Genomic DNA, 23,341 nt, shown 5'->3' with positions numbered 1-23,341 from the left:
GTCACTCATCTAAAGCAAAAAAAAAGGAGCATGATGCTCCTTTTTCTATAACTGCCTTAAGAAACTAATCTGGGTTTAGCCGCCACTTGATCTGACTTTTTTTCAAATTTCAGCACTCCATCTTCAAATGAAGCATGCTTTAATTCTTTACGATCTGCCAAATAGTTATTGCTGACTTTCCACGGTGCATGTTTACCCTGTTTTGGCATCACATCTGCTGCACGTGCAATATAGCCTGAAGTCAAACTTCCCATTACGGTATCTTCTAACAACTCGGTCGCATCGCCTTGTGGAATCACTTGGTTATAACCATTTTGATCCATATAGTTAATCAATTTACAGATGTATTCAGAAGCAATATCGACTTTTAAAGTCCATGAAGCATTAATATAGCCAATAATCATCGCCATATTGGGTACATCACTGACCATAACACCACGATATAACATATGTTTTGAGGTATTCAGTGGCTGTCCATCGATTGTGGCACTAATGCCGCCTAAAATTTGAATGTTGAGACCTGTAGCAGAAATTACTACATCTGCATCAAGATGTTTACCTGATTTCAATTGAATGCCATTTTCAGTAAAACTTTCAATTTGATCGGTTTCAACAGATGCACGGCCATCGCGTAAAATTTTAAACAAATCACCATCTGGCACCACACAAAGGCGCTGATCCCAAGGATTGTAATCTGGGGTAAAGTGCTTCATATCTACTTTACCTTTCAACTGCAACTCAATTGATTTTAATAAAAATTTACGGAGTAATTTAGGTTGCTTTTGTGCAACAGCATAAACAGCCCGTTGGACACCGATATTTCGTGCACGGGTCAGTTTATAAGCAACATCTTCAGGCAATACTTTACGCATCTTGTCATAAATGATGTCAATAGAAGGTACTGAGGCAATATAGGTTGGAGAACGCTGTAGCATGGTCACATGCCCAACACCGCCTTTTGCCATAGCTGGTACCAATGTAATCGCTGTTGCTCCACTGCCAATAATCACCACTTTTTTGCCTGCATAATTAAAATTTTCAGGCCAATGTTGTGGATGAATGAAGGTACCTTTAAAGTTTTCCTGCCCTTTAAACTCAGGTTGGAACCCTTGGTCATAATTATAATAACCTGTACAGCCAAAGACGAAATTTGCAACCCAAGTTTGTTGTTTCTTCTTCGCATCTTCAATAACAACAGACCATTTACGAGTTTGTGAGTCGTAATTTGCACTCACAACACGATGTTGAAAATGAATTTTTTCTTTGATTTTATATTCGTCAATCACTTCAGAAAGGTAGCCTTTAATCGAAGACCCATCAGCAAGCACACTAGATTTTTTCCACGGCTTAAAATTAAAGCCAAAAGTTGACATGTCCGAATCAGAACGAATACCCGGATATTTAAAAAGATCCCATGTACCACCGAAACTTTCACGACGTTCAATAATTTCAAATGAACGATTTGGACATTTTTTTGAAAGATGCGCAGCCAAACCTACACCGGAGATCCCTGCACCTACAATGAGAATATCAACTTGTTTTTCCATGTTGTTCTTTTAACCTATCTTAGATTTATATTTATTAAATCACATTTTTGACAATGCACAATGTCAAGTTTAAGCAAAAGGCGATTTATTTTTATCTTTTAAGGACAAATTGAATTATTGTCTAACAATATACAGCCAACATAAAACTGCAGGCATTAAAAAAGGTCGGTTAAAAACCGACCTTTTTTAGAACAACGTACGCTGCTCTTCACGAAATTAGTTAACTTCGCGATCTACTAGCTCAACGTAAGCCATCGGTGCAGCATCACCTGCACGGAAGCCCGCTTTAAGAACACGTAGATAACCGCCGTTACGCTCTTTGTAACGAGGGCCAAGAACGGTAAATAATTTACCAACAGTTGCAGCTGAACGAGTACGAGCAAACGCTAAACGACGGTTTGCTACAGAATCGACTTTAGCTAAAGTGATTAAAGGCTCAGCAACACGACGTAATTCTTTTGCTTTAGGAACAGTAGTTTTAATTAACTCGTGTTCGAACAAAGAATTAGCCATGTTTTGGAACATCGCTTTACGATGACTGCTTGTACGGCCTAATTTCACACCACTATTACGATGACGCATGGTGATAGTCCTACTTAATTAACGGCTACGATAAGCAAAGCGATCGTCCATGCGGAGGCTAGCCGGTGGCCAGTTCTCTAAACGCATGCCCAATTGCAAGCCTTTCGATGCCAGAACATCTTTAATCTCAGTCAACGATTTTTTACCTAAGTTAGGAGTTTTAAGCAACTCAACTTCAGTACGTTGAACAAGATCGCCAATGTAGTAAATATTTTCTGCTTTCAAACAGTTAGCAGAACGAACAGTAAGCTCTAGATCATCTACTGGACGAAGCAAAATCGGATCAACTTCTTCACGAGGCTCTTGAGCAACTGGTGCTTGATCTTTCTGAAGATCAACAAAAATTGCAATTTGTTGTTGCAAGATTGTTGCCGCTTTGCGGATTGCTTCTTCAGGATCAACAGTACCGTTGGTTTCAAGATCAATGATCAGTTTATCAAGATCAGTACGTTGTTCTACACGAGCGTTTTCCACTGTGTAAGACACACGTTTGATTGGGCTGTAAGAAGCATCTAATTGCAAACGACCCACTGGGCGAGTTTCGCCCTCAGGGAAGCGTGAATCAGAAGTCTCATAACCACGACCTTGAGAAACTTTCAGGCGCATTTTTAATGAGCCAGAAGCACTTAAAGTACCGATCAAATGTTCAGGGTTAACCACTTCAACATTGTGTGGTAAACGAAGGTCAGCGGCTGTAACGTCGCCAGGACCTTGTTTTTCCAATGTCAGATAAGCTTCATTTTGATCGAACAGCTTAATAGACAATCCTTTTAGGTTCAGCAAGAGCTCGACGATGTCCTGCTGCAAGCCTTCCAAAGTACTGTACTCGTGCTCGACACCTTCAATCTCTACTTCAACCACGGCTGCGCCAGGTAAAGAAGACAAAAGGATACGACGTAAAGCATTACCAAGAGTATGACCAAAGCCACGCTCTAATGGTTCTAGAATAACTTTTGCCGAGGTCCCGCTTGCCGCTTCGACCTTAATCGCTTGCGGAGTTAGAAACTCATTTGCAGTACGCGTCATTATTGCTACCTCAAGGATTATTTAGAATACAATTCTACAATCAAGCTTTCGTTGATTTCAGCAGGTAAATCAGAGCGATCTGGTGCAGCTTTGAATGTACCTTCCAATTTAGAATGATCAATTTCAATCCAAGATGGAATGCCACGTTGAGTCGCTAACTCAACTGCGTTTTTAATACGCAATTGTTGTTTAGCACCTTCGTGAACCGCAACAACGTCACCAGCTTTAACTTGGATAGACGCGATGTTAACACGACGACCATTTAAAGTGATTGAACGGTGAGATACAAGCTGACGAGCTTCTGCACGTGTAGAACCAAAACCCATGCGATAAACAACGTTATCTAGACGGCTTTCAAGAAGTTTCAACAAGTTTTCACCTGTTGCGCCTTTAACACGAGCAGCTTCTTTGTAGTAGTTACTAAATTGACGCTCTAAAACACCGTACATACGACGTACTTTTTGTTTTTCACGTAATTGTAGTGAGTACTCAGATTGTTTGCCACCACGAGCGCCACCATGTTGGCCAGGTGCTTTAGCAGCTTTTTTTGTTTTGACGTCAAATGGTTTAACGCCAGATTTTAATTGCAGGTCTGTCCCTTCGCGGCGAGAGAGTTTGCATTTTGGACCAATATAACGAGCCATGAATGTTTCTCCTTACACGCGACGTTTTTTAGGTGGACGGCAACCGTTGTGCGGGATTGGCGTCACATCGGTAATGCTGTTAATTTTATAACCCACTGCACCTAAAGCACGAACCGCAGATTCACGACCTGGACCAGGACCTTTTACAAGGACGTCCAAGTTTTTCAAACCGTAATCTAAAGCAGCTTTACCAGCAACCTCAGCAGCTACCTGAGCAGCAAACGGAGTTGATTTACGTGATCCACGGAAGCCTTGTCCACCAGAGGTAGCCCAAGCCAGTGCATTACCTTGACGATCGGTAATAGTCACAATGGTGTTATTAAAAGAAGCGTGAATGTGTGCAACACCTTCAGAGACGGTACGAGTGACCTTCTTGCGTGTGCGAGTATCTTTAGCCATCTTTTAGCTTCCAGAAATCTTATTTCTTAATAGGTTTGCGCGGACCTTTACGGGTACGTGCGTTAGTTTTGGTGCGTTGACCACGGACAGGCAAGCTGCGACGATGACGAAGACCGCGGTAGCAGCCTAAATCCATTAAACGTTTAATGTTCATGGAAATTTCGCGACGTAAATCACCTTCGGTAGGAACCTTAGTAACTTCTGCACGAATCGCATCAAGCTGAGCGTCATCTAATTCACGAATTTTAGTTGTTGGTGCAATACCAGCAGCAGCTAAGATAGCTTTTGCAGTGTGGCGACCAATACCAAAAATGTACGTTAGAGAGATAACAGCATGCTTGTTATCCGGAATGTTTACACCGGCAATACGAGCCATTCAATTTTCTCCAAAAAGGCAGTTAAGATAATCAACCGCCCGACAAAATCTTTGAGGGGCGGATAATAACCTAATTAGCCTACTGAAATCAACAGGTCTTGATCAGATTAACCTTGACGCTGCTTATGACGAGGTTCTGCGCTGCAAATTACGCGAATAACCCCATTACGACGGATAACTTTACAGCTACCACAAATTTTCTTTACAGAAGCTTGAACTTTCATAATGAAACCTCTAAGTGCGCTTATCCTTTCGGATGAGCAGTCGTTTTACGCATTAACGATTGATTGTCATATTGATGCGATGTGAGATGAGCTTGAAGCTGAGCCATAAAGTCCATCACCACCACCACTACGATCAGTAAAGACGTACCACCTAAGCTAAATGGAATACCAAATGAACTTTGTAGAATCATCGGCATTAAACAGATGATTGTGATATAAACCGCGCCAATAAAAGTCAAACGATTCAAAATATGATCTAAATAGCGTGCAGTTTGCTCACCAGGACGAATACCCGGTACATAAGCACCACTACGTTTTAAATTCTCTGACACTTCTTTCGGGCTAAATACTAGCGCAGTATAGAAGTAACAGAAGAAGATAATTAATGCGCCAAATAGCACCAAATACATCGGTTGACCCGGCGACAATACGAGTGCCAAATCTTGTAGGCCACGTTTAATCACGCCAGCATTTGGATCTGCGCTGCCTACCCATTGCCCTAAGCTCGCTGGGAACAATAGCAATGAACTAGCAAAAATTGCAGGAATCACACCCGCCATATTAATTTTTAATGGCAAATGTGTTTGCTGGGCAGTAAATACACGACGACCTTGTTGTTTTTGAGCATAGTTTACCGGAATACGACGCTGCGCCTTCTCAATAAACACAATTGCTGCTAACACTGCAACAGACAGCAATGCAAAAATTGCAAGACCAATTAAACTTGATTGGCCATTATCTACTGAGGTTAAAGATTGCAGAACCAAGTTCGGCAAACCAGCAACAATACCAGCGAAGATGATCATGGAAATACCATTCCCTACTCCACGCTCTGTAATTTGCTCACCTAACCACATCAGGAACATTGTACCTGCAACTAAAGAAGTTACAGCAGGAACGTAAAAAGCAAGTCCACTAGTCAAAGTAATATTTTGACTAATCAGACCTGCACACATCCCAACAGCTTGCACAAGTGCAAGAAACAATGTGCCTTGTCGCGTATATTGATTGATCTTACGCTTACCTTGTTCGCCTTCTTTCTTTAAAGCTTCCAGCGAAGGAACAACCGTAGACATTAACTGCACAATAATCGATGCAGAGATATACGGCATAATCCCAAGAGCAAGAATTGACATACGCTCTAATGCACCACCTGAGAACATGTTAAACAAACCAAGGATCGTACCTTGGTTTGCATTAAACAGATTCTCTAGTGCGGCATTGTTAATGCCCGGTACTGGAATATGTGCTCCCAGTCGAAAAACCAACAACGCCCCGATGAGGAACATCATACGGCGAATAATTTCACGATATTTCACATGAAAAGGTTGGCCTTTCATCATGTTAACATGACCTGTCGAACTAGGAGTCATAGACACTGGGGATTACTCCTCGACTTTACCGCCAGCAGCTTCAACAGCAGCTTTAGCGCCTTTAGTCAATGCAACACCTTGAACAGTGAATGCACGAGTAATTTCACCAGAAAGTACGATGCGTGCACGCAACATATCTTTACGTACAACGTTAGCAGCTTTTAAAGTTTCAAGAGACACGATGTCGCCTTCAACTTTAGCAAGTTCTGATAAACGTACTTCAGCAGTTTTCAAAGCCATTTGGCTAGTGAAACCGAATTTAGGTAAACGACGGTATAACGCAGTTTGACCACCTTCGAAACCAGGACGTGTACCACCGCTCTTACGTGAGTTTTGACCTTTGACACCACGGCCACCAGTCTTACCAACGCCAGAACCGATACCACGGCCTAAACGAAGGTTGTCACGCTTAGCACCTTCTGCAGGTGCAATTGTATTTAAACGCAGAGTCATGGCTTATTCCTCTACACTAACCATATAGTAAACTTGGTTGATCATACCACGGTTAGAAGGCGTATCTTGCACTTCAACTGTATGACCAATACGACGCAGACCTAAACCTTTAAGGCTAAGCTTGTGATTTTTCAAGCGGTGCGATGAAGATTTAGTCTGGGTAACTTTAATCGTTTTCATGATTGATTACCCTTGAATTTGTGCTACTGATAAACCACGTTTCGCAGCAACTTTCTCAGGAGAAGTCATATCACGCAAACCGTTAAAAGTTGCGTTTACTACGTTAGCAGCGTTAGTAGAACCATAACACTTAGTTAATACGTTACGTACACCTACAGCTTCTAAAACTGCACGCATAGCGCCACCAGCAATTACACCAGTACCTTCAGAAGCAGGTTGCATGTAAACGCGGCTTGCACCGTGACGAGCATTGATAGGGTGCTGAACAGTACCGTCAACAAGGTCAACAGTAATCATGTTGCGACGAGCAGCTTCAAGTGCTTTAGAAATAGCAGCTGGAACTTCACGTGCTTTACCACGACCAAAACCTACGCGACCATTACCATCACCCACAACAGTTAATGCTGTGAAAGAGAAGATACGACCACCCTTAACAACTTTGGCTACACGATCAACGGCAACCAGCTTTTCAACAAGACCTTCGTTTTGTTCAACTTTAGCCATGATTAGAACTCCAAGCCGTTTTCACGAGCAGCATCAGCCAAGGCTTTGATACGACCATGATATTTGAAACCAGAACGGTCAAATGCAACTTTAGTTACACCAGCCGCTTTAGCACGTTCTGCAATTAAAGCACCAACTTTCTGAGCCGATTCAACGTTACCAGTAGTACCAGCACGTAGAGTAGCGTCTAAAGTAGAAGCTTGCGCTAATACTTTGCCACCATCTGCAGAGATAACTTGAGCATAGATGTGACGCGGAGTGCGGTTTACACACAAACGAGTCGCACCCAATGCACGGATGTGCAAGCGTGTGCTTTTCGCACGACGCAAACGGGATTGTTTCTTTTCGTTCATAAGAACCTCGCGCCTTATTTCTTCTTAGCTTCTTTACGAAGTACAACTTCGTCAGAATAACGAACACCTTTACCTTTATAAGGCTCTGGCGGACGGTAACCACGGATTTCTGCAGCAACTTGACCTAATTTAGCTTTATCAGCAGATTTAAGTACAATTTCAGTTGCAGTAGGAGTTTCTGCAGTTACACCTTCAGGAAGGTTGTAGTCGATCGGGTGAGAGAAACCAAGGTTAAGGTTAACAATGTTACCTTTAACCGCAGCTTTATAACCAACACCGATAAGCTGTAACTTACGTTCGAAACCTTCGTTAACACCTTTTACAAGGTTGTTAAGCACAGCGCGAGCAGTACCAGCTTGCATCCAAGCATCTTTAGATTCAGCTTTAGGAGCAATAACTAGAGTACCGTCTTCCTGTTTTAGCTCGACCAGCGCATGCAGGTTGAAAGACAATGTACCTTTGCTGCCTTTCACTTCGACCTGCCGGCCGTTCTGAGTAACTGTAACACCGTTAGGTACAGTTACTGGGGCTTTAGCCACACGAGACATGAGGAATCACCTATTAAGAAACAAAAGCAATAACTTCACCACCGATACCTGCAGCACGTGCAGCGCGATCAGTCATGATGCCTTTGCTTGTAGAAACAATTGCAATACCTAAACCTTGCTTAACGCTAGGAAGTGCATCTTTACCGCGATATTGACGTAGACCAGGACGGCTTACGCGTTTCACAGTATCGATAACTGGTTTGCCTTCGAAATATTTTAAAGTAATCGTTAAAGTCGCTTTGCCTTCATTGTCAGCAACAGCTACATCAGCGATATAACCTTCTTGTTGAAGTACGTTAGCAATCGCAACTTTCAACTTTGAGTTTGGCATAGAAACAGTTTGTTTCTTTGCCATTTGTGCGTTACGAACACGTGTTAGCATGTCGGCAACGGTATCTTGCATACTCATTTATAGTGCTCCTTACCAGCTTGCCTTAACAACGCCCGGTACATCACCTTGCATTACTGTTTCACGTAATTTGTTACGGCTTAAGCCGAACTTACGGAAGTAACCATGAGGACGACCAGTTAAACCACAACGGTTACGTAGACGTACTGGAGACGCATTACGTGGTAATGCTTGAAATTTCATCATCGCTTCGAAACGTTCTTCGTCTGATGCATTAACGTTTGCGATAATTGCTTTTAATTCAGCACGTTTCGCAGCGTATTTAGCAACAGTAGCTTCGCGTTTCAATTCGCGATTAATCATACCTTTCTTAGCCATATCGACCTCTTATTTGAACGGGAAGCCGAATGCACGCATAAGCGCACGGCCTTCGTCATCGGTGCGAGCAGTCGTAGTGATGGTAATGTCCATACCACGAATACGATCAATCTTATCAAAATCGATTTCAGGGAACATGATTTGTTCCTTAAGACCCATTGAGTAGTTACCACGACCATCGAATGATTTCGCAGAGAAACCACGGAAGTCACGGATACGAGGGATCGCGATAGAGATCAAACGGTCTAAGAATTCGTACATACGTTCGCCGCGTAAAGTAACTTTACAGCCGATCGGCCAACCATCACGGATTTTGAAACCAGCGATAGATTTACGAGCTAAAGTAAGTACTGGTTTTTGACCAGCAATTGCTTGCATATCAGAAAGAGCGCCATCTAACAATTTCTTGTCAGCTGATGCAGCACCAACACCCATGTTGATGGTGATTTTTGTAATGCGAGGAATATCCATCACATTCTTAACGCCCAATGTTTCTTTTAATTGAGCCTTAAGTTCGTCGTTGTAACGCGTTTTAAGTCTGGCCATTGCCTAGTCAACCTATTACTTCGCTACCGCCACTGATTCACCATTAGATTTGAATACGCGAGTTTTCACGCCTTCAATCACTTGGTAACCAACACGGTCAGCCTTTTGGGTTGTAGCATTAAAAATTGCCACGTTAGAGATATGAAGCTCAGCTTCTTGAGTTACGATGCCGCCTTCAGCGCCAGTAGCTCGGTTAGGCTTTTGATGCTTCGTTACCAAGTTAAGGCCTTCAACCTTAACACGGTCATTTGAAACAGACAAAACAGTACCTTGTTTGCCTTTTTCTTTACCTGCGATCACAATTACTTGATCGCCCTTTTTAATCTTAGCCATGAGTGCCTCTTATAGAACTTCAGGAGCCAATGAAATAATTTTCATGAACTGTTCAGTACGAAGTTCACGAGTCACTGGTCCGAAAATACGAGTTGCAATCGGCGCTTTGTTGTTGTTCAAAATAACAGCTGCGTTATCGTCGAAACGAATAACTGAACCATCTGCACGACGGATGCCGAATTTTGTACGTACAACTACAGCATTCATCACGTCACCTTTTTTAACACGTGCACGTGGAATAGCTTCTTTTACAGTAACTTTAATAATGTCGCCAACAGAAGCATAACGACGATGTGAACCACCAAGTACTTTAATACATTGTACGCGGCGAGCACCACTGTTGTCTGCTACGTCGAGCATACTTTCGGTTTGAATCATTGCCCTACTCCAAAACCGAGCATCACCGGTCGCAATTTCGAAAGGCTCAAAGAGTACTCGAAATTGACCGATGATGCAAGAACGTTTAATTACTCAGCAGCAGCTTCAACAACTTCAACTAAAGTCCAAGACTTAGTTTTAGAAATTGGGCGGCTTTCTTTGATGCTTACTACGTCGCCAACTTTAGCAACATTATTTTCATCATGAGCGTGTAATTTAGTTGAACGGCGGATTGATTTGCCATACAACGGGTGTTGAACGCGGCGTTCGATAAGAACAACGATAGACTTGTCCATCTTGTCGCTAACTACTTTACCGGTTAACGTGCGAACTGTTTGTTCACTCATTGTCCGTTCCCCTGTTTTTCGGTAAGGAGGGTCTTAATACGAGCAATTGTCTTACGAGTAAGCGCAACTTCGTGCGATTTACCCAATTGACCAGTTGCTTTCGCCATACGAAGACGGAATTGGTTAAGCTGTTGCTCATCAAGCAAAGCTGTCAACTCTTCTACCGACTTTTCACGTAGATCATTAGTTTTCATTACATTACCGTCCGAGTCACGATAGTGGTTTTAAACGGAAGTTTTGCAGCAGCAAGCGTAAACGCTTCGCGAGCAAGTTCTTCGTTAACACCATCAATTTCGTACAAGACTTTACCTGGTTTGATTTGGCAAACCCAGTATTCCACAGAACCTTTACCTTTACCCATACGAACTTCTAATGGTTTTTCAGTAATTGGTTTGTCTGGGAAAACACGGATAAAGATCTTACCACCACGTTTAATACGACGGCTGATTGTACGACGCGCTGCTTCAATTTGACGTGCGGTCATTTGACCACGTTCAACTGATTTAAGTGCAATAGTACCAAAAGATACTGAGCTACCGCGATGTGCTAGACCAGTGTTACGGCCTTTTTGCACTTTACGGAATTTAGTACGTTTAGGTTGTAACATGGATTATTCTCCTTTTTCAGCAGAACGATCATTGCGACGACCACGACGCTCTTGACCTTCACCACGACCACGGCCACGTTTAGCTGGACGTTCTTCAGCTGGAGCTGGGTTCATGACTTGTTTCATGCCGCCCAAGATCTCACCACGGAAGATCCATACTTTAACGCCGATCGTACCGTAAGTAGTCTCAGCACGCATAGTAGCATAGTCGATGTCAGCACGAAGAGTATGAAGAGGTACACGACCTTCACGATACCATTCAGTACGAGCAATCTCAGCACCACCTAGACGGCCTGAAACTTCTACTTTGATACCTTTAGCACCAGCACGCATAGAGTTTTGAACCGCACGCTTCATAGCACGACGGAACATTACACGTTTTTCTAATTGAGAAGCGATTGCTTCAGCAACTAAACGAGCGTCTAAATCTGGGCGATCGATTTCGTTGATACTTACTTGCGCAGGAACACCCATAATGGCTGTTAATTCGCGTTGTAATTTCTCAATGTCTTCGCCTTTTTTACCGATCACGATACCAGGACGTGCAGTGCTAATAGTTACTTTAGCTGCGCCTGTAGGGCGTTCGATAAGAATATTGCTTACCATCGCATTCTTAAGTTTTTTAGTTAAAAACTCACGAACTTGAAGATCTTTTAGCAAATATTCAGCATATTGTTTCGGATTCGCATACCAGTTAGCGTTATGACGTTTCACAACACCTAGGCGGATACCGATTGGATGAACCTTCTGACCCATATCAAACCCCTACCTTAACGGTAATGTGACAAGTACGCTTAGTAATACGATCTGCACGGCCTTTAGCACGTGGCAAAATACGTTTCAGGCTCATGCCTTCATCAACGTAGATCGTAGAAACTTTAAGGTCGTCTACATCTAAACTGTTATTGTGTTCAGCGTTTGCAATCGCAGATTCCAATGCTTTTTTAACTAAAACTGCAGCTTTTTTGTTGCTGAAGTTTAAGATATTTAAAGCATGCGCAACAGATTTGCCGCGAATTAGGTCTGCAACCAAACGTGCTTTTTGTGCCGAGATAGCGGCACCGCGTAATTTAGCAGTTACTTCCATCATAGCACCTATTAACGTTTAGACTTCTTGTCAACACCGTGACCACGATAGGTACGAGTTGGCGCGAATTCACCTAATTTATGACCAACCATATGCTCAGATACGATCACTGGAACATGGTTACGGCCATTGTGTACAGAAATTGTTAGACCAACAAAATCCGGTAAGATCATCGAACGACGCGACCAAGTTTTGATCGGCTTACGGTTATTAGCCGCGATAGCCGCTTCAACCTTAGCGAACAAGTGCGCATCGACGAATGGGCCTTTTTTCAGAGAACGAGGCATTGTCAGATTCCTTTACTTGTTACTTAACGCGACGGTCGCGAATGATCATCTTAGTCGTACGCTTGTTGGTACGTGTTTTGTACCCTTTAGCTTTTTGACCCCATGGACTTACAGGTTGAATACCTTTGTTACGTCCTTCACCACCACCATGTGGATGGTCTACTGGGTTCATCGCCATACCACGTACGGTAGGACGAACGCCACGCCAGCGTGATGCACCTGCTTTACCAAGTGAACGAAGGTTGCTTTCTGAGTTAGAAACTTCACCTAACACAGCACGGCATTCAACGTGTACTTTACGCATTTCGCCTGAACGAAGACGAATGATAGCGTAAGAACCGTCACGACCCAACAATTGAGCAGATGTACCAGCAGAACGTACTAATTGTGCGCCTTTACCGATTTTAAGCTCGATGTTGTGAAGAGTAGAACCGATAGGCATGTTGCGAAGTGGCAAGCAGTTACCTGGACGGATTGGAGCATCGTTACCAGATTGAACTTGATCACCAGCGCGAAGGCCTTTAGGTGCAATAATATAGCGACGTTCACCGTCAGCATATTTCAATAAAGCAATATGAGCTGTACGGTTTGGATCGTATTCAATACGCTCAACTACAGCAGGGATGCTGTCTTTGTTACGTTTGAAGTCTACGATACGGTAGTGCTGTTTATGACCACCACCAACGTGACGAGTTGTAATGTGACCGTTGTTATTACGACCGCCAGTACGTTTTTTAGCTTCAACCAACGGAGCATATGGCGCGCCTTTGTGAAGGTGGTTATGAACCACTTTCTCTACAAAGCGACGTCCTGGAGACGTTGGCTTACATTTTTGAATCGGCATAATTTTCGTCCTTATTCCGCTGCGTTTTCAGCGGTATCGCCCAAGTCAGCCATTTCAACATCTTGGCCAGCTTTCAGGGTGACGTATGCTTTTTTAACATCAGAACGACGTCCTAATGTTTTACCAAAGCGTTTAGTCTTACCTTTAGTGATCGTTGTGTTAACTTTAACAACTTGAACACCAAATAGTTGCTCAACAGCTTTTTTGATTTCAAGTTTGTTTGCATCTAGTGCAACTTTGAACACTTGAACACCAGCAGTTTCGCCTAAAACTTGTGCTTTTTCTGAGAATACAGGTCCTTGTAGGACTTGATAGATACGTTCGTTGTTCATCCGAGTTCTACCTCAATTTTCTTAGCAGCAGCAACAGACATAACAACTTTATCGAACGCGATCAAGCTAACAGGATCGATTGCAGCAGCATCAACCACATCAACGTGTGGAATGTTGCGAGCAGCAAGATACAAGTTCTCATCAACAGCATCTGTAACGATTAATGCACGAGGTGCATTCAAGTCGTTAAGTTTTGCAAGCAATTCTTTAGTTTTTGGAGCTGCAACAGCAATCTCTTCAACTAAAACAAGGCGATCTTGACGAACAAGCTCAGCCAGGATGCATTGCATAGCACCGCGATACATTTTACGGTTTACTTTTTGAGACCAGTCTTGTGGACGAGCAGCAAAAGTTTTACCACCGCCAACCCAGATTGGGCTACGAATAGAACCAGCACGAGCGCGGCCAGTACCTTTTTGACGGAAAGGTTTTTTACCACCGCCAGAAACGTCAGCACGTGATTTTTGCGCTTTAGAACCTTGACGACCACCAGCTAAGTAAGCTGTAACAACTTGGTGTACAAGAGCTTCGTTAAAATCACGACCAAACGCAACTTCAGATAACTCAACAGCAGAGCCGGAAACAGTATTTAAATTCACGTTATTTCCCCTCAGGCCTTGATAGTAGGACGAACAGTAACGTCGCCACCAGTAGCACCAGGAACCGCGCCTTTAACAACTAGAACTGAACGTTCTGCGTCGATAGCAACGATTTCAAGACCCTGTGTAGTTACACGTTCAGCACCTAAGTGACCAGGCATTTTTTTGCCTTTGAACACGCGACCAGGAGTCTGGTTTTGACCTGTAGAACCGATAACACGGTGAGATACAGAGTTACCATGTGTAGCGTCTTGAGTACGGAAGTTCCAACGCTTAACACCACCTTGGAAACCTTTACCTTTAGATGTACCAGTAACGTCAACAATTTGACCCACTGTAAACACATCCACACCGATAGTTCCGCCAACTTCACGACCTTCAAGATCAGCTTCTGTAGCGCGGAATTCTTGAACTAGACGACCAGCAGCTACACCAGCTTTCGCAAAGTGACCTTTCTGAGCGTTAGTTACGCGAGATTCGCGACGTTCACCAGTAGTGATTTGAATCGCTTGATAACCATCAGTTTCAAGCGTTTTGATTTGTGTGATGCGGTTAGGATCAACCTCAATCACTGTTACAGGTACAGAAACACCAGCATCTGTAAAGATACGTGTCATACCGCACTTGCGACCGACTAAACCAATAGCCATGTGCATAAACCTCTAAAAAAGCGGCCTAATTAACTTAGAGCGTTAATTAACCGAAAGCCTTAACCCAAAGCGATCTGAACATCAACACCAGCTGCAAGATCTAACTTCATCAATGCATCAACAGTTTTATCTGTAGGTTGAACGATGTCGATCAAACGTTTGTAAGTGCGGATCTCGTATTGGTCACGCGCATCTTTGTTAACGTGTGGTGATGTTAAAACGTTAAAACGTTCGATACGTGTAGGCATCGGGATTGGACCACAAACTTGTGCGCCAGTACGTTTTGCTGTTTCTACGATTTCTTGAGCTGATTGATCAATTAGACGGTGATCAAAAGACTTAAGACGGATACGAATTCTCTGGTTAGACATACCAGTTAACTCCAAGCCAAATATATAAAGAATCACCCTTGACGCATCTCACCCCACTTTAAAAGAGGCAAGTGTCAAGAGCAGTGAAATATCACTAAGGTCACGATCGATGCCGCGACTGTCACGATGTTAACTACTTTTTTCGTAGCCAACCCCCTTCATCAAAGGGTCGCCCATTATAGCTATTGTTTACTGCATAAGCAAATCTCTTTTGCTGTTTTTCTTATATTTTTCATTTTTTATGCAAGATCAATTGCTTAACTTTTAATCAATAGGCATTTTTTCTTAATACATACTCTATTGCTTGGTTTAGTATTTGATTTCCCTCAATAAATTTGTTTTTTGCGCTTTTCCGTAGATCATGTACTGGCTGTACAGATGTTCCTGAAAAAAATGCCACCTCTTCATCATTTTCCAAAAATAAATCGAGTACTTCAGGGGTAATTTCAGGATGAAATTGAAAGCCCAAAACATTTTGCCCGATTTGATACATTTGATTACGACATGCATCATTTTCCGCCAGTAATACCGCTCCTTTGGGAATTTCAAATGTTTCACTGTGCCACTGCATGACTTTAAACTCTTCAGGTAGTTTGAAACAGTCATGCGGTACGTTAGCGACCTTACGGATGGTCGTCCAACCCAATTCTTGTTGTGCATTTCGACTCACTGCACCGCCCAAAGCATTAGCAATCAATTGCCCACCTAAACAAAGCCCGATTGCGGCTTTACCGAGGGCCAAATAGCGTCGCAGCCAACGCTTTTCTATTTTTAACCATGGGAAATTTGCTTCATCATTTACACTCATGGTCCCACCCATAATGATAAGTAAATCGACATCTTCAACATGCGGCAAAGCCTCGAGATCTAGGGCTTGATCGACAGGTAATGCAAAGAATTCTGTGGCCGTAATTTTGGCCTGATGCTGTTTTAAAAATTCATAACAACTGCCGAACCCTTCGCCAGCAATATGCTGAAAATAATGTACTTTTAAATGCGACTTCATGCGCTAAACCTATTGTTGTTGCTCTGATATCGGTTTTGCAAGAATGAAGCCAACTTTGCTTTTCACTTAATTTTCTATACAAAAGCATCGTAAATCCATGCGTTTTAGTCGTATTCTTTTGAACATTCATTATTATTTTGATCATTTCAGAGCGCCACGTGAAAAAGAATCCTCAAACTGAACTCATTCATGCACCAAGAATGGCACCGCAATACATCAATAGTGTTCAACCTCCCCTGTTTCGTGCATCCACTATAATTTTCGAAAATACAGATGCGCTATTTAATCGCCATTGGACCGATGATTATGACTATAGCTATGGCACGCATGGTACCCCCACGACATTTACCCTAGGCGATCAGCTTGCTCAGATTGAAGGAGGCTTGTATCACTTACTTGCACCAAGCGGTTTGTCTGCAATTAATTTGGTCAATTCATGTTTTTTAAGTCAAGGGGATGAGGTTTGGGTCGCAGATAATATCTATGGCCCAAATATGGAACATCTACGCAACCTAGAAACCCACTACGGTATCGTGGTCAAGGTTTATAACCCGATTGATGTCAACTCATTCACACCTTCAGCGCAAGCCAAGCTTATCTGGTTAGAAGCGGCAGGTTCTGTCACTTTAGAGTTTCCAGATTTAGTCGGCTTGGTCAAAAAAGCCCAAGCCCACAACATTCTCACTGCACTGGACAATACTTGGGGAGCAGGACTTGCCTTTAATGCTTTTGATTTCAGTGCTGAGCATCTGAGTGTCGATATCAGTGTACATGCCTTGACCAAATACCCAAGTGGCGGCGGGGATATTTTGATGGGTTCGATAATTACACGAGATAAAAAGCTTCATCACAAACTGTTTCGTGCGCACGCCATTCAAGGCATTAGTATCTCTGGTGATGACGCCGCGCAAGTACAACGCAGTCTGGCTTCTATGCGCCTTCGCTATGAACACCAGTCACAAAGTGCTTTAACTTTATTAAATTGGCTAAAACAGCAACCAGCCTTTGTACAGGTTTTACATCCTGCTGATGAAGCTTCCGCAGGACATCAGTATTGGAAAGAAATTTGTACAGAACAACACAGTGCCGGCTTGGTCAGCGTGGTATTTAATGAAAAATATAGCCTGCAAGATGTACGCCGCTTTTGTGATGCACTTAAACTATTTAAGCTCGGTTTTAGCTGGGGTGGCCCAGTCAGTTTAGTGATGCTATATAACTTAAAAGATATGCGTGTACTCGAACATTCACATATTCAAGCCGGCTTACTGGTTCGCTTTTGTATAGGACTAGAACATCCTGCAGATTTAATACAAGATATAGAAAACGCACTACAACATTTAAATAAACAGCAACTCGAATAAATACAGGAACATCTATGGGTACACCAATTATTATTGGCAAAAAAACACAAGACACCACACAAGATGTGGTGCTTCATTCACAATTTGCAAACCGCCATGGTTTGATTGCTGGGGCCACAGGTACTGGTAAGACGGTGACGTTGAAGGTGTTGGCAGAAAGTTTTTCTCGGCTGGGTGTACCTGTATTTTTAGCCGATGCCAAAGGGGATGTTTCTAGCCTTGCCAAAGCAGGTGAAAGCAATCCTAAGTTTGACGAACGAATTAAAAGTTTAAATATCGAGAGCATTCCTTTTGCTGCCTCCCCTGTGGTGTTTTGGGATTTGTTTGGTGAACAAGGACATCCCATTCGCACCACCATTTCTGAAATTGGTCCACTTCTCCTTGCCAGAATTCTGAATTTAAACGACACGCAAGAAGGCGTGTTATCTGCGGTCTTTCGTATTGCCGATGATCAGGGCTTATTGCTCATCGACTTTAAAGACTTAAAAGCCATGATTAGCTACGTCAGTGAACATGCAGCTGAATTTAAAAATGAATATGGCAATTTATCGCCTGCAAGTTTAGGTGCAATTCAACGTAATTTGCTTGCCTTGGCAGATCAAGGCGGTGACAAGTTCTTTGGTGAGCCTGCGCTCAATATCATGGATTTCATTCAAACGGATGCACAAGGTCGTGGCAACATCAACCTGCTTGCCGCTGACAAGTTAATGAATACCCCTAAGCTCTATGCGACCTTCTTACTTTGGATGCTGTCAGAACTGTTTGAACAATTGCCTGAAGTTGGAGATATGGATAAACCCAAACTGGTGTTCTTCTTCGATGAAGCGCATTTATTGTTTGATAATGCCAGCCCTGCTTTACAAGAAAAGATTGAACAAGTGGTTCGTCTAATTCGCTCTAAAGGCGTCGGGATTTACTTTGTAACGCAAAATCCACTTGACCTACCCGAGAGTGTTTTAGGACAACTAGGTAACCGCGTTCAGCATGCGCTACGTGCATTTACCCCAAAAGATCAGAAAGCCGTAAAAACCGCAGCAGATACTTTCCGAGCCAATCCTGCATTTCAAGTCGATCAAGTGATTACGGAGCTAGCTGTAGGTGAAGCACTGATTAGCTGTCTAGATGAACAAGGCACACCCCAAATCGTTGAGCGTGCTTGGGTGATGCCACCCTACTCTTCATTTAATCCAATTGCTGTAGATGAACGTAAAGCACTCATGGCAAATAGCGTTGTCGCAGGTGTGTATGACACCGAAGCAGACCGTGAAAGTGCCTATGAACTTTTGCAAAACAAAGTGGCCGAACGCCAACAACAAACCATCCAAGCGGAACAAGATAAAATAGAAGCCAAAGAGCAAGAAGCCTTGGCCAAACAAAAAGCCAAGGAAGCGGATGCACTCGCTAAACAGCAAGCGCGTGAACAAGAACGCCTTGCACGCGAACAACAAAAAGACGCTGAGCGCTCAGCCAAACAACGTGAAAAACTGATTCAAGACACTGTAGGAACTTTTGCAAAAAGTGCAGCACGCAGCTTGGGTGGGTCGACAGGTCAGAAAATTATCCGTGGCCTCTTAGGTTCTCTCTTCGGCAAGAAATAATCTAAAAGCCCAATTAAAAAGTACAAATTTATGGAATCTTTTTATATTCCATAATTTTTTTATGGTTTTTACTAAAACATGTATTGCGCGGATGTATTTAAAAATGTATTTTAAATACATCTTATAAATAACAGCCATGAGAGATCAGCTATGACTCCGCAGCAAATTGACCTAGTAAAAGCTACTGTTCCTGTTCTACGTGAAAATGGTGTCGCGCTGACTGGTTACTTCTATAATCGTATGTTGGGCAATAACCCTGACCTCAAAGAAACCTTTAACATGGGACATCAGCGCAGCGGTGCTCAGGCACAAGCCTTGGCGGGTGCTGTATTGGCTTATGCTGAAAATATTGAGGACCCATCTGTACTTTTACCAGTTGTAGAATTAATTGCGCATAAACATGTGAGTCTTAACATTCAAGCGCCAGACTATAATATTGTCGGCGAAAATTTGCTGCACTCGATCAGTGAAGTATTAAGCATTTCAATGGAAGATCCACTGATTGCCGCTTGGGCAGCAGCATATGGACAATTGGCAGACTTGTTTATCAGCACTGAAAAAGCGATTTATGAGCAACATCAGCAAACTAAAGGCAGTTGGTTAGGTTGGCGTAATTTCAAAATCGCGAAAAAAGTGGCTGAAAGTGATGAAATCACCTCATTCTACCTTGAGCCTTCTGATGGTGGTGATTTACCAAAATATGAAGCAGGTCAGTACATCTCTGTACGTGTATTGGTCGATGAGCTGGGTCTAAAACAACCACGTCAATATACACTGTCGACCAACCCACAAGACAACTACTTACGTATCTCTGTAAAACGTGAAGATCAGAAAGGTGACTTGGTTCCAGGTTGGGTATCAAATACACTGCATGGCTTGGAGATCGGTTCAGAAATCGAAGTGTCTGCACCAACAGGTAATTTCTTCCTGATTGATTCACAAAAACGCAATGTCTTTATCAGTGGTGGTGTAGGTCTAACACCAATGATTGCGATGCTAAATCAGTTGGTGACTTTAGACATGCCACAACCTGTAACATTTATCCATGCCTGCCGTAGCAAACAAGTGCATGCAATGCATAAACACATTCAGGATTTGGAAGCAAAATACCCACGTCTTAGCACCTTTACAGCGTATGAGTTCCCTCATGCTAATGATAAATTAGGTGAAGATTATGATGCTGCTGGTCGTCTAGACTTAGGCAGCATGGATACTGCACTGTTACCGATCAATGCGGATTATTACCTTTGCGGTCCAATGCCATTTATGGCTGAACAACAGAAAGCTTTAATTGCTCGTGGTATTCCTGCTAGCAATATTCACAGCGAAGCTTTCGGCACTGGTGGTGTAAAACACTAACTAAGCTATTCACCTGAAATACAAAGGGTTAGTTTAGTTATGCTAGACTAGCCCTTATTTATTTCTCTCAGACTCACAGTATTATCATGCAACTCAATAAATTCACCGATTATGCATTACGCATTTTGCTCTATATCGCACGTCCTCGTGATGTGCCTTATAACATTGCTGAAATTGCAGAAGACCTGCACGTTTCGCGTAATCACTTGGTGAAAATTGTGCATTTTATGGCAAAGCAAAACTGGTTAATCACCAGCCGCGGCAAAGGTGGCGGCATCCGCCTTAACCCTGAAGCACTTGAGGCTCAGCTCGGTCAAATCGTACGGATTTTGCAAGGTAATCACCAGATTGTTGAATGCAATGACCCACCCTGCGTACTGCGCAGTCAGTGTGGTTTAAAAAGCATTTTAGACCAAGCTTTAGAACAGTTTTATCAAAGTCTCGATCAGTACAAACTTGCCGATGTCTTGCAACCAAGCAGCGCATCTAAATTTACAACACAATCTCCGATTCAAATGATCAATCTCTAATTTCACTTTGCCTGCGACAAAATTCGCTTGCCTGCCCGACTTCCTTTATAATGCGTGTTGTTAAATCAGTTATTGAAGTTGGGTTATGCATCAGCACAGAGGAAAATCACGAAACAGTAAAGCGGCCAATGCGCCGAAGCAAAAGATTACTTATGAGAAAAAAGTAGACTCTGCGATTACTGAATATGCTGTGCGCTCGCTCAACTGGCTACGCAAAGCTGAGTTCTTAATGAGTGCGCCTAAACTCAACCTCTGCGTTGAAGATACCGGCTATGAAATTGCCTTTGCTGGCCGCTCCAATGCGGGTAAGTCAAGTGCCATTAATGCGCTCACTAACCAAAAACAATTGGCTCGTGCGTCGAAAAAACCGGGTCGGACCCAAATGATCAACTTTTTCAGTTTAGGAAATCCTGATCAACGTTTGGTCGACTTACCGGGTTATGGCTATGCCGCTGTACCTGAAGCGATGAAAATCGTGTGGCAAAAAGAGTTAGAAAACTACCTGATACACCGTGAAAGTTTACAAGGTCTTGTGCTGTTGATGGATATCCGTCATCCACTACAACACTTTGACGTCATGATGTTGGAATGGGCACATTCTCGTAAATTGTTCGTGCACGTACTGCTCACCAAATCAGATAAATTAAACCGTGGCCCAGCCTCTAAAGCACTACAAGAAGTGAAAGCAGCATTGAAAAAAATGAAGCTGAACTTCTCTATCCAATTGTTCTCATCATTGAATAAACAAGGTTTAGAAGAGTTAGCGAGTGTCATGGCGGGTCGTCTTAACTTCACTCTAGAACAATCGACAGAGTTTGATCTTGATAGCATTCCTGAAGCATCGGAAGATGATATTGAAATCGATGCAGATGCGGAAGCATTCGATGACGTCGACACTACATCTGAAGATTTACCCCAAGCTGAAGGCAAAAATTCAGACCACTAATCCAGTAATTTTAAAGTCAGCGCAAGGATGATTGTCTGACAAAAAGTATCATCTGAAGATAATGAAATGTCCTGTATTGCTAATCACAATGCAGGATTTTTTTTGGATACTGAATACATCAGATGTGTACTCGATCACATAAAAACAAGGATAGGTCATGAAATTACTCTCCCGCTTGAGAAACACAAAACTTGGATCATCAATCGAATATAAAATTAAGCCACGCAAAGTGAAATTTGAGTGGCAAGATACTCAAGTTGACTGGGTGCCCAACCAACCATTTGTCAGCTATTTTATTAATGAAATTAATATGATCTTACCGGCTGGTGAGTTTTGGTTTTGCCGTCTGTATAACAAAGTATTGCCACAAATTAGAGATGAAAAATTAGCAGAGGACGTTAAAGCATTTATCCGCCAAGAAGCCATGCATGCTCAGGCGCATAACTCTGCCAATAAAGAATATCTGTCTCAGCGCAATATCAGTATTCAACGCAACCTTGAAATCATGGACTTCCTCTTTGGCAAACTGCTTGCGGACCAACCTTTAGGGCTCAACGTACCTAAAGCTTTGGATCATCAATGGGATCTCTTTCGTTTAGGGGTGATTGCAACAGTTGAGCACATGACCTGCGTACTAGGCAAATATGCTTTATATAACAAAGAGTGGGAACGCCTCGGTGCCGATCCGAATATGCTCGATCTAGTAAAATGGCATGGTGCAGAAGAGATAGAACATCGTACCGTGGCTTTTGATTTGTATCGTCATCTCGGTGGGGGCTATATTTCTCGCTATTATCAAAGTGTGATCGTGATTGCTGCCGTACTTGGTCTATGGGTCGATGGTGCAGCACATATCATGCAGCAAGACTCGCGCTATGCATCGATTAAACCTGCCGTATATAAACCGTGGATTTGGCGTGAATGGGCGCGTATCGCGCAAAAAGACAATCGCTTATTGCCACATCCGCTTTGGTTGGTGTCGCAGCAATTGGGGTATTTAATGCCTTGGTACGATCCTGTACATGAAGCAAAAACTGAAGATGCGATTGCCTATCTCGACAACTCTCCTGCTGCAAAACGCGCCGCACTGAAAGTTGCTTAAACACCATTTAAAATTTGTATTAAGCAGGGTTCGCCCTGCTTTTTTTGTGCTCACATCCATTACGCTCCATTTTTTTACTGAGCAATCAACACACTCAAGATGGATAGGCTCATAAGTTCGAT

Annotated in this window: 35 protein-coding genes and 1 pseudogene; 6 read left to right on the top strand and 30 right to left on the bottom strand. The window is 42.8% G+C overall.

What is annotated here, in order from left to right; translation table 11 throughout:
• Nucleotides 1-56 precede the first annotated feature (56 nt).
• The 30 genes and pseudogenes from MST17_RS02300 to MST17_RS02155 form a co-directional block, all read right to left on the bottom strand.
• Entirely contained in the window at nt 57-1,547 is a 1,491-nt protein-coding gene (locus tag MST17_RS02300; protein ID WP_180026054.1) for an NAD(P)/FAD-dependent oxidoreductase, read from the bottom strand.
• Between the two features lie 216 nt (nt 1,548-1,763).
• The gene (rplQ, locus tag MST17_RS02295) at nt 1,764-2,129 is read right to left on the bottom strand and encodes a 50S ribosomal protein L17 (RefSeq protein WP_005012953.1); all 366 of its coding nucleotides are present in this window, start codon (nt 2,127-2,129) and stop codon (nt 1,764-1,766) included.
• Between the two features lie 18 nt (nt 2,130-2,147).
• Complete coding sequence (locus tag MST17_RS02290) at nt 2,148-3,155, bottom strand: DNA-directed RNA polymerase subunit alpha (protein WP_004650465.1); 1,008 nt, start codon at nt 3,153-3,155, stop codon at nt 2,148-2,150.
• 17 nt (nt 3,156-3,172) lie between these two features.
• The gene (rpsD, locus tag MST17_RS02285) at nt 3,173-3,799 is read right to left on the bottom strand and encodes a 30S ribosomal protein S4 (protein ID WP_078192454.1); all 627 of its coding nucleotides are present in this window, start codon (nt 3,797-3,799) and stop codon (nt 3,173-3,175) included.
• Between the two features lie 12 nt (nt 3,800-3,811).
• Nucleotides 3,812-4,198 carry a 30S ribosomal protein S11 gene (rpsK, locus tag MST17_RS02280; RefSeq protein ID WP_001040166.1) on the bottom strand — a complete coding sequence of 129 codons (387 nt, stop codon included), beginning with the start codon at nt 4,196-4,198 and terminating at the stop codon, nt 3,812-3,814.
• Nucleotides 4,199-4,217: 19 nt separating this feature from the next.
• Nucleotides 4,218-4,574, bottom strand: coding sequence for a 30S ribosomal protein S13 (rpsM, locus tag MST17_RS02275; protein WP_078189269.1), 357 nt, complete (start codon nt 4,572-4,574; stop codon nt 4,218-4,220).
• 107 nt (nt 4,575-4,681) lie between these two features.
• Nucleotides 4,682-4,798 carry a 50S ribosomal protein L36 gene (gene rpmJ, locus MST17_RS02270; protein WP_000867907.1) on the bottom strand — a complete coding sequence of 39 codons (117 nt, stop codon included), beginning with the start codon at nt 4,796-4,798 and terminating at the stop codon, nt 4,682-4,684.
• A gap of 20 nt (nt 4,799-4,818) precedes the next feature.
• The gene (gene secY, locus MST17_RS02265; protein WP_171263746.1) at nt 4,819-6,138 is read right to left on the bottom strand and encodes a preprotein translocase subunit SecY; all 1,320 of its coding nucleotides are present in this window, start codon (nt 6,136-6,138) and stop codon (nt 4,819-4,821) included.
• 45 nt (nt 6,139-6,183) lie between these two features.
• Complete coding sequence (gene rplO / locus MST17_RS02260; RefSeq protein ID WP_078189271.1) at nt 6,184-6,624, bottom strand: 50S ribosomal protein L15; 441 nt, start codon at nt 6,622-6,624, stop codon at nt 6,184-6,186.
• 3 nt (nt 6,625-6,627) lie between these two features.
• Entirely contained in the window at nt 6,628-6,804 is a 177-nt protein-coding gene (gene rpmD / locus MST17_RS02255; protein WP_005012961.1) for a 50S ribosomal protein L30, read from the bottom strand.
• A 6-nt stretch (nt 6,805-6,810) separates the two neighbouring features.
• Nucleotides 6,811-7,308, bottom strand: a complete 498-nt coding sequence (gene rpsE, locus MST17_RS02250) for a 30S ribosomal protein S5 (RefSeq protein WP_067762902.1) — start codon at nt 7,306-7,308, stop codon at nt 6,811-6,813.
• Nucleotides 7,309-7,310: 2 nt separating this feature from the next.
• Nucleotides 7,311-7,661 carry a 50S ribosomal protein L18 gene (gene rplR, locus MST17_RS02245; RefSeq protein ID WP_067762903.1) on the bottom strand — a complete coding sequence of 117 codons (351 nt, stop codon included), beginning with the start codon at nt 7,659-7,661 and terminating at the stop codon, nt 7,311-7,313.
• Nucleotides 7,662-7,675: 14 nt separating this feature from the next.
• On the bottom strand, nt 7,676-8,209 hold the full coding sequence (gene rplF / locus MST17_RS02240) for a 50S ribosomal protein L6 (protein ID WP_078189272.1): 534 nt from the start codon (nt 8,207-8,209) through the stop codon (nt 7,676-7,678).
• Between the two features lie 13 nt (nt 8,210-8,222).
• Nucleotides 8,223-8,618, bottom strand: a complete 396-nt coding sequence (gene rpsH / locus MST17_RS02235; RefSeq protein WP_078189273.1) for a 30S ribosomal protein S8 — start codon at nt 8,616-8,618, stop codon at nt 8,223-8,225.
• Nucleotides 8,619-8,630: 12 nt separating this feature from the next.
• Nucleotides 8,631-8,936 (bottom strand): 30S ribosomal protein S14, encoded by a 306-nt coding sequence (gene rpsN / locus MST17_RS02230; RefSeq protein WP_067762906.1) that lies wholly within the window; start codon nt 8,934-8,936, stop codon nt 8,631-8,633.
• 9 nt (nt 8,937-8,945) lie between these two features.
• Nucleotides 8,946-9,482, bottom strand: coding sequence for a 50S ribosomal protein L5 (rplE, locus tag MST17_RS02225; protein ID WP_067762907.1), 537 nt, complete (start codon nt 9,480-9,482; stop codon nt 8,946-8,948).
• A 15-nt stretch (nt 9,483-9,497) separates the two neighbouring features.
• Nucleotides 9,498-9,815 carry a 50S ribosomal protein L24 gene (gene rplX / locus MST17_RS02220; protein ID WP_078189274.1) on the bottom strand — a complete coding sequence of 106 codons (318 nt, stop codon included), beginning with the start codon at nt 9,813-9,815 and terminating at the stop codon, nt 9,498-9,500.
• A 9-nt stretch (nt 9,816-9,824) separates the two neighbouring features.
• Entirely contained in the window at nt 9,825-10,193 is a 369-nt protein-coding gene (gene rplN, locus MST17_RS02215) for a 50S ribosomal protein L14 (RefSeq protein WP_005012978.1), read from the bottom strand.
• Between the two features lie 89 nt (nt 10,194-10,282).
• Nucleotides 10,283-10,540 carry a 30S ribosomal protein S17 gene (gene rpsQ / locus MST17_RS02210; RefSeq protein ID WP_078189275.1) on the bottom strand — a complete coding sequence of 86 codons (258 nt, stop codon included), beginning with the start codon at nt 10,538-10,540 and terminating at the stop codon, nt 10,283-10,285.
• Entirely contained in the window at nt 10,537-10,734 is a 198-nt protein-coding gene (rpmC, locus tag MST17_RS02205; RefSeq protein ID WP_005012982.1) for a 50S ribosomal protein L29, read from the bottom strand. The genes rpsQ and rpmC overlap by 4 nt, the downstream gene beginning before the upstream one ends.
• Nucleotides 10,734-11,147, bottom strand: coding sequence for a 50S ribosomal protein L16 (rplP, locus tag MST17_RS02200; RefSeq protein ID WP_068909575.1), 414 nt, complete (start codon nt 11,145-11,147; stop codon nt 10,734-10,736). The genes rpmC and rplP overlap by 1 nt, the downstream gene beginning before the upstream one ends.
• Nucleotides 11,087-11,903, bottom strand: a pseudogene (gene rpsC / locus MST17_RS02195) (30S ribosomal protein S3). Before rpsC ends, rplP begins: the two are co-directional and overlap by 61 nt.
• Nucleotide 11,904: 1 nt before the next feature.
• Entirely contained in the window at nt 11,905-12,234 is a 330-nt protein-coding gene (gene rplV / locus MST17_RS02190) for a 50S ribosomal protein L22 (RefSeq protein WP_035265103.1), read from the bottom strand.
• A gap of 11 nt (nt 12,235-12,245) precedes the next feature.
• Complete coding sequence (gene rpsS, locus MST17_RS02185) at nt 12,246-12,521, bottom strand: 30S ribosomal protein S19 (RefSeq protein WP_004281508.1); 276 nt, start codon at nt 12,519-12,521, stop codon at nt 12,246-12,248.
• Between the two features lie 19 nt (nt 12,522-12,540).
• Nucleotides 12,541-13,365 carry a 50S ribosomal protein L2 gene (rplB, locus tag MST17_RS02180; RefSeq protein ID WP_078189278.1) on the bottom strand — a complete coding sequence of 275 codons (825 nt, stop codon included), beginning with the start codon at nt 13,363-13,365 and terminating at the stop codon, nt 12,541-12,543.
• Nucleotides 13,366-13,376: 11 nt separating this feature from the next.
• Nucleotides 13,377-13,697: a 50S ribosomal protein L23 gene (gene rplW, locus MST17_RS02175; protein ID WP_005012992.1), complete on the bottom strand. Its 321-nt coding sequence runs from the start codon at nt 13,695-13,697 to the stop codon at nt 13,377-13,379.
• Nucleotides 13,694-14,296 carry a 50S ribosomal protein L4 gene (gene rplD, locus MST17_RS02170; protein WP_078189279.1) on the bottom strand — a complete coding sequence of 201 codons (603 nt, stop codon included), beginning with the start codon at nt 14,294-14,296 and terminating at the stop codon, nt 13,694-13,696. The genes rplW and rplD overlap by 4 nt, the downstream gene beginning before the upstream one ends.
• 11 nt (nt 14,297-14,307) lie before the next feature.
• A complete protein-coding gene (gene rplC, locus MST17_RS02165) occupies nt 14,308-14,946 on the bottom strand; it encodes a 50S ribosomal protein L3 (RefSeq protein WP_078189280.1) in 639 nt (212 codons plus the stop codon).
• 59 nt (nt 14,947-15,005) lie between these two features.
• Nucleotides 15,006-15,317 carry a 30S ribosomal protein S10 gene (rpsJ, locus tag MST17_RS02160; RefSeq protein ID WP_000070912.1) on the bottom strand — a complete coding sequence of 104 codons (312 nt, stop codon included), beginning with the start codon at nt 15,315-15,317 and terminating at the stop codon, nt 15,006-15,008.
• A gap of 268 nt (nt 15,318-15,585) precedes the next feature.
• Complete coding sequence (locus MST17_RS02155) at nt 15,586-16,323, bottom strand: type 1 glutamine amidotransferase (protein WP_180026055.1); 738 nt, start codon at nt 16,321-16,323, stop codon at nt 15,586-15,588.
• Between the two features lie 200 nt (nt 16,324-16,523).
• Here MST17_RS02155 and MST17_RS02150 point away from each other — a divergent pair, with 200 nt between their 5' ends.
• The 6 genes from MST17_RS02150 (at nt 16,524) to MST17_RS02125 (ending at nt 23,219) form a co-directional block, all read left to right on the top strand.
• Nucleotides 16,524-17,684: a PLP-dependent transferase gene (locus MST17_RS02150; RefSeq protein ID WP_218949172.1), complete on the top strand. Its 1,161-nt coding sequence runs from the start codon at nt 16,524-16,526 to the stop codon at nt 17,682-17,684.
• Nucleotides 17,685-17,698: 14 nt separating this feature from the next.
• Nucleotides 17,699-19,282 (top strand): helicase HerA-like domain-containing protein, encoded by a 1,584-nt coding sequence (locus tag MST17_RS02145; protein WP_180026057.1) that lies wholly within the window; start codon nt 17,699-17,701, stop codon nt 19,280-19,282.
• Between the two features lie 150 nt (nt 19,283-19,432).
• Complete coding sequence (hmpA, locus tag MST17_RS02140; protein ID WP_180026058.1) at nt 19,433-20,641, top strand: NO-inducible flavohemoprotein; 1,209 nt, start codon at nt 19,433-19,435, stop codon at nt 20,639-20,641.
• A gap of 86 nt (nt 20,642-20,727) precedes the next feature.
• Nucleotides 20,728-21,171, top strand: coding sequence for an Rrf2 family transcriptional regulator (locus MST17_RS02135; protein WP_078192461.1), 444 nt, complete (start codon nt 20,728-20,730; stop codon nt 21,169-21,171).
• A gap of 85 nt (nt 21,172-21,256) precedes the next feature.
• Entirely contained in the window at nt 21,257-22,117 is an 861-nt protein-coding gene (yihA, locus tag MST17_RS02130) for a ribosome biogenesis GTP-binding protein YihA/YsxC (protein ID WP_180010522.1), read from the top strand.
• Between the two features lie 157 nt (nt 22,118-22,274).
• Nucleotides 22,275-23,219 (top strand): metal-dependent hydrolase, encoded by a 945-nt coding sequence (locus MST17_RS02125; protein WP_078189287.1) that lies wholly within the window; start codon nt 22,275-22,277, stop codon nt 23,217-23,219.
• Nucleotides 23,220-23,341: the final 122 nt, after the last annotated feature.

Origin of the sequence: Acinetobacter sp. YH16056_T (assembly GCF_024605895.1) — a bacterium.
Taxonomy (GTDB): domain Bacteria; phylum Pseudomonadota; class Gammaproteobacteria; order Pseudomonadales; family Moraxellaceae; genus Acinetobacter; species Acinetobacter amyesii.
This window is presented reverse-complemented; position numbering and strand designations above follow the sequence as displayed.

Coding starts and splice junctions, on each gene's coding strand:
- MST17_RS02300 (WP_180026054.1), bottom strand. CDS start 1,547: ATGGAAAAACAAGTTGATATTCTCATTGTAGGTGCAGGGATCTCCGGT.
- rplQ (WP_005012953.1), bottom strand. CDS start 2,129: ATGCGTCATCGTAATAGTGGTGTGAAATTAGGCCGTACAAGCAGTCAT.
- MST17_RS02290 (WP_004650465.1), bottom strand. CDS start 3,155: ATGACGCGTACTGCAAATGAGTTTCTAACTCCGCAAGCGATTAAGGTC.
- rpsD (WP_078192454.1), bottom strand. CDS start 3,799: ATGGCTCGTTATATTGGTCCAAAATGCAAACTCTCTCGCCGCGAAGGG.
- rpsK (WP_001040166.1), bottom strand. CDS start 4,198: ATGGCTAAAGATACTCGCACACGCAAGAAGGTCACTCGTACCGTCTCT.
- rpsM (WP_078189269.1), bottom strand. CDS start 4,574: ATGGCTCGTATTGCCGGTGTAAACATTCCGGATAACAAGCATGCTGTT.
- rpmJ (WP_000867907.1), bottom strand. CDS start 4,798: ATGAAAGTTCAAGCTTCTGTAAAGAAAATTTGTGGTAGCTGTAAAGTT.
- secY (WP_171263746.1), bottom strand. CDS start 6,138: ATGAAAGGCCAACCTTTTCATGTGAAATATCGTGAAATTATTCGCCGT.
- rplO (WP_078189271.1), bottom strand. CDS start 6,624: ATGACTCTGCGTTTAAATACAATTGCACCTGCAGAAGGTGCTAAGCGT.
- rpmD (WP_005012961.1), bottom strand. CDS start 6,804: ATGAAAACGATTAAAGTTACCCAGACTAAATCTTCATCGCACCGCTTG.
- rpsE (WP_067762902.1), bottom strand. CDS start 7,308: ATGGCTAAAGTTGAACAAAACGAAGGTCTTGTTGAAAAGCTGGTTGCC.
- rplR (WP_067762903.1), bottom strand. CDS start 7,661: ATGAACGAAAAGAAACAATCCCGTTTGCGTCGTGCGAAAAGCACACGC.
- rplF (WP_078189272.1), bottom strand. CDS start 8,209: ATGTCTCGTGTGGCTAAAGCCCCAGTAACTGTACCTAACGGTGTTACA.
- rpsH (WP_078189273.1), bottom strand. CDS start 8,618: ATGAGTATGCAAGATACCGTTGCCGACATGCTAACACGTGTTCGTAAC.
- rpsN (WP_067762906.1), bottom strand. CDS start 8,936: ATGGCTAAGAAAGGTATGATTAATCGCGAATTGAAACGCGAAGCTACT.
- rplE (WP_067762907.1), bottom strand. CDS start 9,482: ATGGCCAGACTTAAAACGCGTTACAACGACGAACTTAAGGCTCAATTA.
- rplX (WP_078189274.1), bottom strand. CDS start 9,815: ATGGCTAAGATTAAAAAGGGCGATCAAGTAATTGTGATCGCAGGTAAA.
- rplN (WP_005012978.1), bottom strand. CDS start 10,193: ATGATTCAAACCGAAAGTATGCTCGACGTAGCAGACAACAGTGGTGCT.
- rpsQ (WP_078189275.1), bottom strand. CDS start 10,540: ATGAGTGAACAAACAGTTCGCACGTTAACCGGTAAAGTAGTTAGCGAC.
- rpmC (WP_005012982.1), bottom strand. CDS start 10,734: ATGAAAACTAATGATCTACGTGAAAAGTCGGTAGAAGAGTTGACAGCT.
- rplP (WP_068909575.1), bottom strand. CDS start 11,147: ATGTTACAACCTAAACGTACTAAATTCCGTAAAGTGCAAAAAGGCCGT.
- rplV (WP_035265103.1), bottom strand. CDS start 12,234: ATGGAAGTAACTGCTAAATTACGCGGTGCCGCTATCTCGGCACAAAAA.
- rpsS (WP_004281508.1), bottom strand. CDS start 12,521: ATGCCTCGTTCTCTGAAAAAAGGCCCATTCGTCGATGCGCACTTGTTC.
- rplB (WP_078189278.1), bottom strand. CDS start 13,365: ATGCCGATTCAAAAATGTAAGCCAACGTCTCCAGGACGTCGCTTTGTA.
- rplW (WP_005012992.1), bottom strand. CDS start 13,697: ATGAACAACGAACGTATCTATCAAGTCCTACAAGGACCTGTATTCTCA.
- rplC (WP_078189280.1), bottom strand. CDS start 14,946: ATGGCTATTGGTTTAGTCGGTCGCAAGTGCGGTATGACACGTATCTTT.
- rpsJ (WP_000070912.1), bottom strand. CDS start 15,317: ATGTCTAACCAGAGAATTCGTATCCGTCTTAAGTCTTTTGATCACCGT.
- MST17_RS02155 (WP_180026055.1), bottom strand. CDS start 16,323: ATGAAGTCGCATTTAAAAGTACATTATTTTCAGCATATTGCTGGCGAA.
- MST17_RS02150 (WP_218949172.1), top strand. CDS start 16,524: ATGGCACCGCAATACATCAATAGTGTTCAACCTCCCCTGTTTCGTGCA.
- MST17_RS02145 (WP_180026057.1), top strand. CDS start 17,699: ATGGGTACACCAATTATTATTGGCAAAAAAACACAAGACACCACACAA.
- hmpA (WP_180026058.1), top strand. CDS start 19,433: ATGACTCCGCAGCAAATTGACCTAGTAAAAGCTACTGTTCCTGTTCTA.
- MST17_RS02135 (WP_078192461.1), top strand. CDS start 20,728: ATGCAACTCAATAAATTCACCGATTATGCATTACGCATTTTGCTCTAT.
- yihA (WP_180010522.1), top strand. CDS start 21,257: ATGCATCAGCACAGAGGAAAATCACGAAACAGTAAAGCGGCCAATGCG.
- MST17_RS02125 (WP_078189287.1), top strand. CDS start 22,275: ATGAAATTACTCTCCCGCTTGAGAAACACAAAACTTGGATCATCAATC.